The following is a 12,455-nucleotide window of genomic DNA, read 5'->3' on the forward strand; positions in this document are numbered from 1 at the left end:
GATGATGAACAAGGTTCAACCTATCAAGATCGCGATCCTCGCCATGGGTGGGGAAGGTGGCGGCGTGCTCGCCGACTGGATCGTCGACATGGGCGAGGCCAATGGCTATGTCGCCCAGACCACGTCGGTGCCGGGCGTGGCGCAGCGAACCGGCGCCACCATCTACTACGTCGAGCTGTACCCCGCGTCGCAGGCCAGGGCGGACGGCGGACAGCCCGTGCTGGCACTGATGCCGTTGCCGGGTGACGTCGACGTGGTGCTGGCGTCCGAACTCATGGAAGCGGGCCGCGCGGTGCAGCGCGGTCTGGTCACGGCCGACCGCACCACGCTCATCGCCTCGACGCACCGCGTGTTCTCCATCGCGGAGAAGAGCGCGCTCGGCGATGGCCGCGTTGACAGCGCCCAGCTGCTCGCGCACACCGCAAGAGCCGCCAAGCGTTTCATCCGCTTCGACATGGCGCAGGCGGCCGAGGCTTCGGGCAGCGTGATCAGCGCCGTGCTGTTCGGCGCGCTGGCGGGCTCGGGCGTGCTGCCGTTCAGCCGTGCGCAGTTCGAGGCCACCATCGAGCGCGGCGGCGTGGGCGTCAAACCCAGCCTCAAGGCCTTTGGCGCGGCGTTTGCGCGCGCCCAGGGTGGCGACGATGGCGAGACGCCGCCGGAGGCGGTTGTCGCCATGCCGGCGCCCCAGCCTCGCCACCCCGCGGTGCGCGCGCTGGTCGAACGCGTGCAGCACAGTTTCCCGCTCGCCGCACAAGACTTTCTGCTCGAAGGCGTGCGCCGCCTCATCGACTACCAGGATCCGGCCTACGCCGGCCTGTACCTCGACCGCATGGCCGCCATCGCCACGCTGCCCGGCAGCGGCGATCACCGCCTGCCGCGTGAAACCGCACGCCACCTTGCACTGTGGATGTCCTACGAAGACACCGCCCGCGTCGCCGCGCTCAAGACCCGCGCCACCCGCTTCGAGCGCGTGCGCGGCGAAGCCCGCGTGCAGCCGGGCCAGGTGCTCGCCATCAACGAATACATGCATCCGCGGCTGCAGGAAATCTGCGAGACGCTGCCGGGCGGCATCGGCCGCTGGCTGATGAATTCCACGCTGCCGAAGAAGCTCGTCGAGCGCTTCACGCAGCACGGCCGCGTGATCCAGACCAGTTCGCTTCGCGGCTACCTGATGCTGCGCACCGTGGCGGCGTGCAAGCGCTGGCGCCGCTCCACGATGCGCTATGCGGAAGAAAACCGCCGCATCGAAGAATGGCTGCAGCGCATTGCCGCCACCGCACAGCGCAACCCCGAACTCGCCGTCGAGCTCGCGCAGTGCCAGCGCCTCGTCAAGGGCTACAGCGACACGCACGAGCGCGGCATCCGCAACTACGACACCGTGATGCGCGCCGTCGAGCGCGCGGGTACGGCGCTGGCGCCCGCCACCTTGCGCGAGTTGCGCGATGCCGCGCTTGCCGACGAACACGGCCACAAGCTGCAGGCCGCGCTGGCGCAGCACGCGCTGGCCTGACGAAGAGACACAGATGACCGCCCAACCCGTCACCCTTGAACTGCGCATTGCCGAGGTGCGCGAACTGAATCCGCTGATCCGCATGCTGCGGCTGCGTGCCGAAGACGGCCGCGCGTTGCCCGGCTTCGCGGCCGGGGCCCACATCCGCGTCAAGGTGTCGCTGCCGGGCGGCAAGGCCGACTGGCGTCATTACTCGCTCATCAACTTTGCGACCGAGCGAAATGCCACCAACGCGCCAGCCGAATACGTGATTGCCGTGCGCAAGGAGGCCGAAGGCCGCGGCGGCTCGCGCTTCATGCACGAGCAGCTCAAGCAGGGCGACACGCTCATCATCGAATCGCCCAAGAACGACTTCCCGCTGCACACGGGGCCCGGCGGTTCGGTGCTCGTCGCGGGCGGCATCGGGGTCACGCCGCTGACGAGCATGGCGGCGCGGCGCCGCGCGGAAGGCGCCCCGGTGCGCATGCACTACGCGGGCCGAAGCCGCGACCTGATGGCCTTCCTGCCCGAGCTGCAAGCGCTGCTGGGCGCCGACCTGCGTGTGCATGCGGATGCCGAGGCCGGCGCGCCGCTCGACATCGATGCGCTGCTCGACGACGTGCCCGCCGGCGACCGCCTCTATGTTTGCGGGCCCAAGGTCATGCTCGACGCCGTGCTCGCCCGCACCCAGGCGCGTGGCTGGGAACACGACCGCGTGCACTTCGAGCTCTTTACCGAGCCCGTCGCGGAGGAGGGCGACCAGCCCTTCGAGGTGGAGCTGGCGCAATCGGGCCGGCGCTTCACGGTGCCGGCCGACCAGAGCATCCTCGATTGCCTGATCGACAACGGCTGCGATCCGATGTTCGACTGCAAGCGCGGCGAATGCGGTGTGTGCGCCACGCCCGTGCTCGAAGGCGAGATCGACCACCGCGACTATGTGCTGACCGCACGAGAGAAGGCGGAAGGCAACGTCATGCAGATCTGCATCTCGCGCGCAAAGGGCGCGCGCCTGGTGCTCGACATCTGAAGCAAGGAGCCACGAGAACCATGACCTCGTACCGAGACAATCCCGAAGCGGTCCGCGCGCTGGTCCAGAACGACCGCGTGCATCGCGACCTGTACATCAGCCAGGAACTGTTCGAGCTCGAGCAGGAGCATTTCTTCGCCAACACATGGAACTACGTGGGCCACGAGAGCCAGCTGCCCAAGCCGGGCGACTGGATCAGCAACGAGATTGCCGGCCGCCCGCTGATCGTGGTGCGCCACACCGACGGCAGCGTGCGCGCGATGATGAACCGCTGCGCCCACAAGGGCTCGCGGCTGGTGAACGGGCCCTGCGGCAGCACCGGAAAATTCTTCCGCTGCCCCTACCACGCCTGGACCTTCAAGACCGACGGCTCGCTGCTGGCCATTCCGCTCAAGACCGGCTACGAGAACACGGCGCTGCACGAATGCGAGTCGGCCAAGGGGTTGACCACGCTGAAGCACGTGCGCAGCTACCGCGGCTTCATCTTCGTGAAGATCAACGACGCGGGGCCCGGCTTCGAGGAGTACTTCGGCGATTCGCTGAGCTCCATCGACAACATGGCCGACCGGTCGCCCGAGGGCGAACTCGAGATCGCGGGCGGGTGCCTGCGGTTCATGCACCAGTGCAACTGGAAGATGTTCGTGGAGAACCTCAACGACACCATGCATCCGATGGTGGCGCACGAATCGTCGGCCGGCACCGCCAAGCGCATGTGGGCCGACAAGCCCGAGGACGAGCCCAAGCCCATGGCGGTGGAGCAGTTCGTGCCCTTCATGTCGGACTACAAGTTCTTCGAGGACATGGGCATTCGCACCTACGACCACGGCCACAGCTTCACGGGGGTGCACTTCAGCATCCACAGCAAGTACAAGGCGATTCCCGCGTACGACGACGCCATGAAGGCGCGCTACGGCGAGGAGAAGACGGCGCAGATCCTCGGCATGGCGCGGCACAACACGGTGTATTACCCGAACCTCACCATCAAGGGCGCGATCCAGGCGATCCGCGTGGTGAAGCCGATCTCCGCCGACAAGACGCTGATCGAGAGCTGGACCTTTCGCCTGAAGGGCGCGCCGCCGGAGCTTCTGCAGCGCACCACCATGTACAACCGGCTCATCAACTCGCCGTTCTCGGTGGTGGGGCACGACGACCTGCAGGCGTATCGCGGCATGCAGGCCGGGCTGCACGCGAGCGGCAACGACTGGGTCAGCCTGCACCGCAACTACGAACCTTCGGAGCTGAAGGGCGGCGAGATCACGACTGGCGGCACCAGCGAGCTGCCGATGCGCAACCAATATCGCAGCTGGGTGCAGCGCATGACGGAGACCATGTGATGGCCGGCACCTCGGAAGTCACCCGCCAGGACCTGATCGACTTCGTCGTGAACGAAGTGCACCTGCTCGACACGCGCCGCTACGAGGAGTGGAACGCGCTCTTCACCGACGACGCCTTCTACTGGGTGCCGCTCGTGCCCGACCAGGAAGACGGCATCAACCACACGTCGCATCTTTACGAGGACAAGCTGTTGCGCGACCTGCGCATCGAGCGCCTCAAGAGCCCGCGTGCCTTCTCCCAGCAGCCGGCGAGCCGTTGCCACCACCTGCTTCAGATGCCGGTGGTCGAGCAGTTCGACGCCGAGGGCAATCGTCATGTGGTGCGCACCGAATTCCATTACACCGAATCGCAGGGCGATGAGCTCCAGTTTTACGTCGGCACCTTCTTCCATCACCTCACGGTGCAGGACGGCGCGCTGCGCATGACGCTCAAGCGCGTCAACCTGCTCAACTGCGACGCGGCCTTGCCGGCCGTGCAGCTTTTCATCTAGGGACGCGATGCCACACGTCACCGTCCATCAAGTCTTTTCGGCCACTGCTGCGCGCACGCCGCAGGCCGAGTTTCTGTTCACCGAGTCGGTGACCGCCGCGGCTTACGGCATTCCGGCCGGCGCCATCCGCTGGGGTGAGGCGGCGGCGGAAGTCGAGCGGCTGCGCGCGGCTTATGCGCAGGCCGGGTACGGGCACGGCCATCGCGTCGGCCTGCTGCTGGAGAACCGGCCGGCCTTTCTCTTTCATTGGTTCGCACTCAATGCCCTGGGCGTGAGCGTGGTGCCGATCAATGCCGAGATGCGCTCGGCCGAGTTGACCTACCTGATCGGCCACAGCGAGATCGGCTTGGCCGTGACGCTGCCCGAGCGTGCGAACGACCTGAGCGCAGCGGCGAAACAGGCCGGTGTGCCCTTCGAGACCATGGGGCCCGACGACGCGGTGCCGAAAGCGAAGACCGCCGCACCGCGCGCGCATGAGCCGATTGGCGCCGACACCGAATGCGGCCTGCTCTATACCTCAGGCACCACCGGGCGTCCCAAGGGCTGTATCTTGAGCAACGCCTACTTCCTGCGCGCCGGCGAGTGGTACGCCGCGCTCGACGGCGTGTGCAGCATCCGGCCCGATGCCGAGCGCGTCATCACGCCGCTGCCGCTCAACCACATGAACGCGATGGCGTTTTCCACCATGGTGGTGCTGGTCGCGGGTGGCTGCCTGGTGCAGCTCGATCGCTTCCACCCGAAGACCTGGCTCGCGAGCGCGCGCGAAAGCGGCGCGACCATCGCGCACTACCTTGGCGTGATGCCCGCGATGCTGCTGTCGGCGCCCGCTTCCGCGGCCGACCGGGATCATGCGATCCGCTGGGGCTTCGGTGCTGGCGTGGACCGCAAGAACCACGCACCGTTCGAAGAGCGCTTCGGCTTTCCGCTGGTCGAGGCCTGGGCCATGACCGAGACTGGCGCGGCCGCCTGCATCATGGCCAACCGCGAACCGCGCCTGGTGGGCACCAGCTGCTTCGGGCGGCAGGAAGACTTCGTCGAGATTCGCCTCGTGGCCGAAGACGGCGGCGAGGCCGGCGTCGATGCACCGGGCGAGTTGCTCGTGCGGTCCGCCGGCGACGATCCGAAGCGCTATTTCTTTTCGGGCTATCTCAAGGACGAGGAAGCCACGCGCGAGGCCTGGGCGGACGGATGGTTCCACACCGGCGACCTGGTGCGGCGCGATGCCGAGGGCAACTTCTTCTTCGTCGACCGCAAGAAGAACGTGATCCGCCGCAGCGGCGAGAACATCTCGGCCGTGGAGGTCGAGAGCGTGCTCAACCAGCACCCGGCTGTGAAGACCTCGGCGGTCGCTGCCACGCCCGACGCGGTGCGCGGCGACGAAGTGCTGGCCTGCATCGTGATGCGCGAAGGTGCGGATGCCTCCGCGCGGGAAGCGATCGCCGCCAGCATCGTCGAGCACGCACTTTCGCAGTTGGCCTACTACAAGGCCCCGGGCTACGTGGCTTTTGTCGATGCGCTGCCGCTTACGCCTTCGCAAAAGATCCAGCGTGGCCAGTTGCGCGAGATGGCGCAGACGCTGCCTGGGCAGGGCCATTGCATCGACACCCGTTCGATGAAGAAGAGGCAGGCATGACGAAGCGACGACTCTCCTACGAAGGCGTCGCGGTGGCCGTGCCGGTCACCGTGCCCTACGTGCGCTACTCCACGCGCACCGCGCACTGGTTCATCGGGCAGGCCATCGAGGCGCTGGTGCAGACCAGCGGCGTCGCCAAGGAACAGATCGACGGCCTCTGCCTCAGCAGTTTCTCGCTCGCGCCCGACACGGCCGTGGGCGTGACGCAGCACCTGGGTCTGTCGCCGCGCTGGCTCGACCATGTGCCCACCGGCGGTGCCTCGGGCGTGATGTGCCTGCGCCGCGCCGCGCGGGCCGTGCAGGCGGGCGATGCCGACATCGTGGCCTGCGTTGGTGCCGATACCAACCATGTCGATTCCTTTCGCCAGACGCTCGGCAGCTTCAGCAACTTTGCGCGCGATGCGAGCTACCCCTACGGCTCCGGCGGGCCCAACTCGATCTTCGCCTTCATCACCGCCAACTACATGCGCACCTACGGCGCGAAGCGCGAAGACTTCGGCCGCATTTGCGTGGACCAGCGCACCAATGCGCTCGGTAATCCGAACGCGATGTTCAAGAAGCCCCTGACGCTGGAGGAGTACATGGCCGCACGGCCGATCTCCGACCCGATCCATCTGTTCGACTGCGTGATGCCCTGCGCGGGCGCCGACGCCTTCCTCGTGATGAGCGAGGAGCGGGCGCGCGACCTGGGCTTGGCGCACGTCGTGATCCGCGGCGCCATCGAACGCCACAACGCCTATGCCGAAGACCCGGTGATGGTGCAGGGCGGCTGGCGCAAGGACCGTGACGACCTGTACGCGCAGGCCGGCGTGCAGCCCCAAGCACTCGACTTCGTGCAGACCTACGACGACTACCCCGTCATCGTGATGATGCAGTTCGAGGACCTGGGCTTCTGCGAGAAGGGCGAGGGCTCGGCCTTCGTGCAGTCGCACACCATGACCTTCGACGGGAGCTTTCCGAACAACACGAGCGGCGGGCAGCTGTCCGCAGGGCAGGCGGGCGCGGCGGGCGGCTTCCTCGGCATGGTCGAGGCGATCCGCCAGCTGACCGATCAGGCCGGGCAACGCACCGTACCCGGCGCACAACTGGGCCTCGTCGCCGGCTTCGGCATGGTGACCTACGACCGCTGCCTGTGCACAGGCGCCGTCATCCTCGGGAGATCGGCATGACCATGCCCCTGATGCGCCCCCCGCGCAAGAACCCGGTGCTGCGCACCCGGCAGATGAACCTGCCGCCCGGCGCGCGCGGCCGCGTGGCGCTCGGCCTCACCGCGGCTGCTGCCGAAGGCCGCTTCGAGCTGCAGACCTGCGAGGACTGCGGCACGGTGCAGTACCCGCCGCGCGAGGTTTGCCACAAGTGCCTCTCCGCCGCGCTGCGTTGGCGCGCGCAAAGCGGCGAGGGCGAACTGCTCGGCAGCACCACGCTGCACCACAGCAACGACCTGTTCTTTCGTGAGCGGCTGCCCTGGCGGCTGGGCCTCGTGCATCTGGACGCCGGACCCACGCTCATGGTCCACCTGCACGGCGAGGTTGGCGATGCGCCCCAGCGGGTGCGGGTCGGTGCCCGGCTCGATCGTGCGGGCCAGGCCGTCCTCATTGGTTTTCCGAACGAAGGGAGTGCCCACATGGCCGACGACAAGATGCTCCGTGAAATGACCAGCGACCCCAAGTTCCGCAAGGCGCTGGTGACCGACGGCAAGACCGAGACCGGCCAGGCCATCGTGCGCGCGCTGGTGAAGGCCGGCGCCGACATCGTCTGGGTCGGCCATGCCGAGCCCTGGAAGAAGATGGGCGACGGGCTCGACGACATCTCGGCGCTGCCGCAGGTCACGCTGGTGCCGCTCGACCTGACCAACGGCCGCCAGGTGACCGAGCTCGCGGGCTCGATTGGCGGCAAGGTCGACATCGTGATCAACAACGCCGAGGTGCACCGTACCTTCGGCATCGGCGCGCGCCGTGGCACCGACGTGGCCAAGGCCGAGATGGACATCAACTACTTCGGCCTGCTGCGCCTCGCGCAGGAGTTCGGCCCCGCGCTCAAGGGCCGCTCGGCCGACGGTGCGACGGGCGCGACGGCCTGGGTCAACCTGCTGTCGATCTACGCGCTCAGCAACTTTCCGCCGCACGGCACCTTCAGCGCCTCGAAGGCGGCGGCGCATTCGCTCGCGCAGTGCCTGCGCGCCGAGATGCGGCCGGCCGGCATCCGCGTGATCAACGTGTTCCCGGGCCCCATCGACGACGAATGGAACCAGCACACGCCGCCGCCCAAGCTGGCACCCACCGCACTGGCCAATGCCATCGTCAAGGCGCTGCGCGACGGCGTGGAAGACGTGTACCCCGGCGACGTGGCGCAGGAGTGGCTGGAACGCTGGCGTGACAACCCGAAGGTGCTCGAGCGCGAACTAGCGGCAGGCGGCTGAGAACAGGAGCCACACGATGACGACAACCACTGAACTGATGTCCGCCGCCGAAATCCTCGGCGGCCTGGTGACCGCCATGGCGAGCGGCCGCATCCGCGTGATCGATCTCACGCAGACGCTCACGCCCGAGTTTCCGCAGATCGCATTGCCGCCCGAGATGGGCCAATGCTGGCCCTTCCGGATCGAGGAAGTGTCGAAGTACGACGAGCGCGGCCCCGGCTGGTACTGGAACAACTTCTCCTGCGGCGAACACACGGGCACGCACTTCGACGCACCGATCCACTGGATCTCGGGTCGCGACCTGCCGAACAACTCGGTCGACACGATTCCCGTGCAGCACTTCGTGGCGCCGGCCTGCGTGATCGACTGCTCGGCCGACGTGCAGGCGAACGACGACTACCTGTTGAGCGTGGCCGACATCGAGCGCTACGAAGCCGCGCACGGCCGCATTCCGAAGGGTGCGTGGGTGCTGATGCGCACCGACTGGTCCAAGCGCAGCGACCCGGCGGCCTATCAGAACTTCGACGAGACCGGCCAGCACACGCCCGGCCCGAGCACCGAGGCCGTGCGCTTCCTGGTGGAGCAGCGCGACGTGCTGGGCTTCGGCTCCGAAGCCATCGGTACCGATGCGGGGCAGGGTTATCACCTGCGGCCGCCGTACCCGTGCCATTACTACATGCACGGTGCGGGGCGCTATGGCCTGCAGTGCCTGAGCAACCTCGACCTGCTGCCGCCGTCTGGCGCGGTGCTGATCTGCCCGCCGCTCAAGATCGAGAAGGGCAGCGGCAGCCCGCTGCGCGTGCTGGCACTCGTGGGAGCGTCGCTATGAATCGTTGCCCCGGTATCGGCTTTGGCTCCTTCTCCCGCTTGCGGGAGAAGGCGGGGGATGAGGGCTCGGCATCTTGCGCGCACCCACACCCCAACCCTCTCCCGCGTGCGGGAGAGGGGGCAAGACAGGGAGCGCGCGCATGAACAAGGTAGCAGCCGTCACCGGCGGCAGCGCCGGCATCGGCAAGGCGATCTGCGAAGACCTGCTCGCGCAGGGCTACGAGGTGGTCTCGCTCGCGCGCCGCAAGACCGAGATCGACCATCCGAAGCTGCACGGCATCGAGGTCGACCTGAGCGACCGCGCCGCCACCGGCGAAGCGGTACGCGAACTGGTCGATCGCTTTGCGCCGACCACCATCGTCCACAACGCGGGCGTGATCCGCGCCGCGCTGCTGCCCGAAGTGAAGCTCGACGATCTCGACGCGCTGGTCGACCTGCACCTGGGTTGCGCGATCCAGCTCGTGCAAGGCGCATTGCCTGCGATGCGCGCGCAGCATTTCGGCCGCGTGGTACTGCTGTCGTCGCGCGCCGCGCTCGGCCTGGCCACGCGCACCAGCTATTCCGCCACCAAGGCCGGCATGCTGGGCATGGCGCGCACCTGGGCGCTGGAGCTTGCCGCCGACGGCATCACGGTGAACGTGGTGGCGCCCGGCCCGATTCGGACCGACATGTTCTACGACGTGGTCGAGGCCGGCAGCGAGAAGGAGCGCGCGCTCGCGGCCTCCGTGCCCGTCAAGCGCCTTGGCGAATCGGCCGACGTGGCACGTGCCGTGCGTTTTTTTGCCGATCCGGCCAGCAGCTTCATCACCGGACAGGTCCTCTACGTTTGCGGCGGCACCAGTGTCGGCAGCCTCGCCCTCTAGTCATTCAGCGTTCTTCTCGTTCATCCCTTACTTCTGGAGCATCGCCATGAAAGTCCTGAACCGATTCCGTGCCCTCGCAGGCATTGCTGCCGCCTTTGGTGCGCTGGGCGCCGCGGGCGCGTGGGCCGCCGATCTCAAGGTCGGTTTCATCACCTCGCTGTCGGGGCCGGTGTCGTCGCTCGGCATTCCCTATGAGAAGGGCATGAAGGCGGCCATCGCCTACAAGTCGGAAGTAGGTGGCCGGAAGATCCAGCTGGTGCAGCTCGACGATGCGTCCGATCCGTCCACGGCCGCGCGCAACGCCCGCAAGATGATCGACGAGGACAAGGTCGACGTCATCATCGGCACGGCAGGATCGCCCGGCGCGCTGGCCATTGCCGGCGTGGCGCGCGAAACCAAGACGCCGCTGATCTCGATCGCCAACGCCAACCTTCCGGGTGAAGAGGGCGCCTGGATGGTGACGCTGCCGCAGCCTGCACCATTGATGGTGAGCGCGGTGGTCGATCGCATGAAGAAGTCGGGCGTGAAGACGGTCGGCTACATCGGCTTTTCCGATGCCTGGGGCGACCTGGTGTACGACGCGCTGCAGAAGAGCGCGGAGCCGGCCGGCATCAAGATCGTGTCGAACGAGCGCTATGCGCGCGCAGATTCGTCGGTGACGGGCCAGGTGCTGAAGATCGTCGCACTGCGCCCCGACGCCGTGATCACCGGCACCTCGGGCACGCCCGGTGCGCTGCCTTACCTGGCGCTCGCGGAGCGCGGCTACAAGGGCCAGATCTACGGCATGCATGCGCTCATCAACCCCGACTTCGTGCGCGTGGGCGGAGCCTCGGTCGAAGGGCTGCTCGCACCCACCGGTCCGGTGATCGTGGCTGAGCAGCTGCCGGGAGAGAACCCGATCCGCAAGGTGTCGATGGACTTCCGCGCTGCCTACCAGAAGGCCAATGGCGCGCCGCCCACCGATGCCTTCTCGGCCTACAGCTTCGACGCCTGGCTGCTGTACCTGGACGCCGCGCAGCGTGCGCTTGCCACCAAGGCCGAGCCCGGCACGCCGCAGTTCCGCCTCGCCTTGCGCGACGCCATCGTGAGCACCAAGGAGCTGGTGGGCACGCACAGCGTCTACAACTTCAAGCCAAACGATCGGTATGGGTCGGACGAGCGTTCGCGCGTTGTCGTCAAGCTTGAAAAGGGCCAATGGAAGCTGGTTCCCTGAAATGAAAAAACTTACTCGCATCCTCGGCGCCACCGCCGTGGCACTGGCAGCCGCGCAGGCCGTGGCGGCCGACCTCAAGATCGGCTTCATCAGCTCGCTCTCGGGCCCGGTTGCCGCATTGGGCGTTCCGTACGAAAAGGGCATTCGCGCAGCCATTGCCGAGCATCCGGAGATCGGCGGCCGGAAGGTCCAGCTCATCGTGCTGGACGACGCCTCCGACCCCACCACCGCCGGTCGCAATGCGCGCAAGCTGGTGACGGAGGACAAGGTCGACGTGCTCATCGGCACCTCGGGCGTGCCGGGCGCGATGGCCATTGCCTCGGTGGCGCGCGAACTCAGCACACCGCTGATCTCGCCCACGCCGGTGACCATAGCCGGGCCTGAAGGTGCGTGGACCGTGACGGTGTCGCAGCCGTTCCCGCTCATGGTTGCGGGCGTGGTCGACCGGATGCAGAAGTCCGGCGTGAAGACGGTGGCCTTCATCGGATTCTCGGATGCGCTCGGCGACCTGGCCTATGACTCGCTGGTGAAGAGCGCCGACAAGGCCGGCATCAAAGTGGTGGCGAACGAGCGCTACGCGCGCAGCGATTCGTCGGTGGCCGGGCAGGTGCTGAAGATCGTCGCCACCCGGCCGGACGCGGTGTTTGCCGGCAACTCGGGCACACCGGGCGCGCTGCCCTACATCGCGCTGGCCGAGCGCGGCTACAAGGGCAAGATCTACGGCACACATGGACTCATCAACGCCGACTTCGTGCGCGTGGGCGGCAACTCGATCGAAGGCCTCCAGGTGCCCAGTGGCCCGGTGCTGGTGGCCGACCAACTGCCCGACAGCAACCCGATCAAGAAGGTGTCGATGGGCTTTCGCAACGCCTACCAGAAGGTGAATGGCGCAGCGCCGACCGATGCCTTCTCGTCGTACACCTACGACGCCTACCTGCTGTTGGCCGACGCCGCCTCGCGCACCAAGGGCGAACCGGGCACGCCCCAGTACCGCACCGCGCTGCGCGACGCCATCGTGGCTACGCGCGAGCTGGTGGGCACGCATGGCATCTACACCTTCAAGCCCGACGACCGCTACGGCTCCGACCAGCGCGGCGTGGTGATCGTGCAGATGAACAAGGGCCAGTGGAAGCTGGTGCCCTGAAGACAGCCCGAGCA

General features: G+C 67.4%; 11 protein-coding genes. All 11 read left to right on the plus strand.

Features of this window, described 5'->3' with window-relative positions:
- Position 1: 1 nt before the first annotated feature.
- The 11 genes from ACJ7Z0_RS23325 (at position 2) to ACJ7Z0_RS23375 (ending at position 12,441) form a co-directional block, all read left to right on the plus strand.
- A complete protein-coding gene (locus ACJ7Z0_RS23325) occupies positions 2 to 1,510 on the plus strand; it encodes an indolepyruvate oxidoreductase subunit beta family protein (protein WP_434792714.1) in 1,509 nt (502 codons plus the stop codon).
- A 13-nt stretch (positions 1,511 to 1,523) separates the two neighbouring features.
- A complete protein-coding gene (locus ACJ7Z0_RS23330; RefSeq protein WP_434791721.1) occupies positions 1,524 to 2,516 on the plus strand; it encodes a PDR/VanB family oxidoreductase in 993 nt (330 codons plus the stop codon).
- 20 nt (positions 2,517 to 2,536) lie between these two features.
- The gene (locus ACJ7Z0_RS23335) at positions 2,537 to 3,850 is read left to right on the plus strand and encodes an aromatic ring-hydroxylating dioxygenase subunit alpha (protein WP_434791722.1); all 1,314 of its coding nucleotides are present in this window, start codon (positions 2,537 to 2,539) and stop codon (positions 3,848 to 3,850) included.
- The gene (locus tag ACJ7Z0_RS23340; protein ID WP_434791723.1) at positions 3,850 to 4,341 is read left to right on the plus strand and encodes an aromatic-ring-hydroxylating dioxygenase subunit beta; all 492 of its coding nucleotides are present in this window, start codon (positions 3,850 to 3,852) and stop codon (positions 4,339 to 4,341) included. The genes ACJ7Z0_RS23335 and ACJ7Z0_RS23340 overlap by 1 nt, the downstream gene beginning before the upstream one ends.
- A 7-nt stretch (positions 4,342 to 4,348) precedes the next feature.
- Positions 4,349 to 5,974: an AMP-binding protein gene (locus ACJ7Z0_RS23345; protein ID WP_434791724.1), complete on the plus strand. Its 1,626-nt coding sequence runs from the start codon at positions 4,349 to 4,351 to the stop codon at positions 5,972 to 5,974.
- Positions 5,971 to 7,143 carry a thiolase family protein gene (locus tag ACJ7Z0_RS23350; RefSeq protein ID WP_434791725.1) on the plus strand — a complete coding sequence of 391 codons (1,173 nt, stop codon included), beginning with the start codon at positions 5,971 to 5,973 and terminating at the stop codon, positions 7,141 to 7,143. The genes ACJ7Z0_RS23345 and ACJ7Z0_RS23350 overlap by 4 nt, the downstream gene beginning before the upstream one ends.
- Entirely contained in the window at positions 7,140 to 8,393 is a 1,254-nt protein-coding gene (locus ACJ7Z0_RS23355) for an SDR family NAD(P)-dependent oxidoreductase (RefSeq protein ID WP_434791726.1), read from the plus strand. Before ACJ7Z0_RS23350 ends, ACJ7Z0_RS23355 begins: the two co-directional genes overlap by 4 nt.
- A gap of 16 nt (positions 8,394 to 8,409) precedes the next feature.
- Positions 8,410 to 9,222 carry a cyclase family protein gene (locus ACJ7Z0_RS23360; RefSeq protein WP_431123473.1) on the plus strand — a complete coding sequence of 271 codons (813 nt, stop codon included), beginning with the start codon at positions 8,410 to 8,412 and terminating at the stop codon, positions 9,220 to 9,222.
- A gap of 139 nt (positions 9,223 to 9,361) precedes the next feature.
- Complete coding sequence (locus ACJ7Z0_RS23365; RefSeq protein WP_434791727.1) at positions 9,362 to 10,084, plus strand: SDR family NAD(P)-dependent oxidoreductase; 723 nt, start codon at positions 9,362 to 9,364, stop codon at positions 10,082 to 10,084.
- Positions 10,085 to 10,130: 46 nt separating this feature from the next.
- Entirely contained in the window at positions 10,131 to 11,297 is a 1,167-nt protein-coding gene (locus ACJ7Z0_RS23370) for an ABC transporter substrate-binding protein (protein WP_434791728.1), read from the plus strand.
- A gap of 1 nt (position 11,298) precedes the next feature.
- A complete protein-coding gene (locus ACJ7Z0_RS23375) occupies positions 11,299 to 12,441 on the plus strand; it encodes an ABC transporter substrate-binding protein (protein ID WP_434791729.1) in 1,143 nt (380 codons plus the stop codon).
- Positions 12,442 to 12,455: the final 14 nt, after the last annotated feature.

The sequence above is a fragment of the Variovorax palleresanus genome, assembly GCF_051144945.1.
Taxonomy (GTDB): domain Bacteria; phylum Pseudomonadota; class Gammaproteobacteria; order Burkholderiales; family Burkholderiaceae_C; genus Variovorax; species Variovorax paradoxus_S.

Excerpts from the sequence above, each read along its gene's own strand:
- ACJ7Z0_RS23360 (WP_431123473.1), top strand. The coding sequence starts at position 8,410 with ATGACGACAACCACTGAACTGATGTCCGCCGCCGAAATCCTCGGCGGC.
- ACJ7Z0_RS23335 (WP_434791722.1), top strand. The coding sequence starts at position 2,537 with ATGACCTCGTACCGAGACAATCCCGAAGCGGTCCGCGCGCTGGTCCAG.
- ACJ7Z0_RS23350 (WP_434791725.1), top strand. The coding sequence starts at position 5,971 with ATGACGAAGCGACGACTCTCCTACGAAGGCGTCGCGGTGGCCGTGCCG.
- ACJ7Z0_RS23365 (WP_434791727.1), top strand. The coding sequence starts at position 9,362 with ATGAACAAGGTAGCAGCCGTCACCGGCGGCAGCGCCGGCATCGGCAAG.
- ACJ7Z0_RS23375 (WP_434791729.1), top strand. The coding sequence starts at position 11,299 with ATGAAAAAACTTACTCGCATCCTCGGCGCCACCGCCGTGGCACTGGCA.
- ACJ7Z0_RS23370 (WP_434791728.1), top strand. The coding sequence starts at position 10,131 with ATGAAAGTCCTGAACCGATTCCGTGCCCTCGCAGGCATTGCTGCCGCC.
- ACJ7Z0_RS23345 (WP_434791724.1), top strand. The coding sequence starts at position 4,349 with ATGCCACACGTCACCGTCCATCAAGTCTTTTCGGCCACTGCTGCGCGC.
- ACJ7Z0_RS23330 (WP_434791721.1), top strand. The coding sequence starts at position 1,524 with ATGACCGCCCAACCCGTCACCCTTGAACTGCGCATTGCCGAGGTGCGC.
- ACJ7Z0_RS23325 (WP_434792714.1), top strand. The coding sequence starts at position 2 with ATGATGAACAAGGTTCAACCTATCAAGATCGCGATCCTCGCCATGGGT.
- ACJ7Z0_RS23340 (WP_434791723.1), top strand. The coding sequence starts at position 3,850 with ATGGCCGGCACCTCGGAAGTCACCCGCCAGGACCTGATCGACTTCGTC.
- ACJ7Z0_RS23355 (WP_434791726.1), top strand. The coding sequence starts at position 7,140 with ATGACCATGCCCCTGATGCGCCCCCCGCGCAAGAACCCGGTGCTGCGC.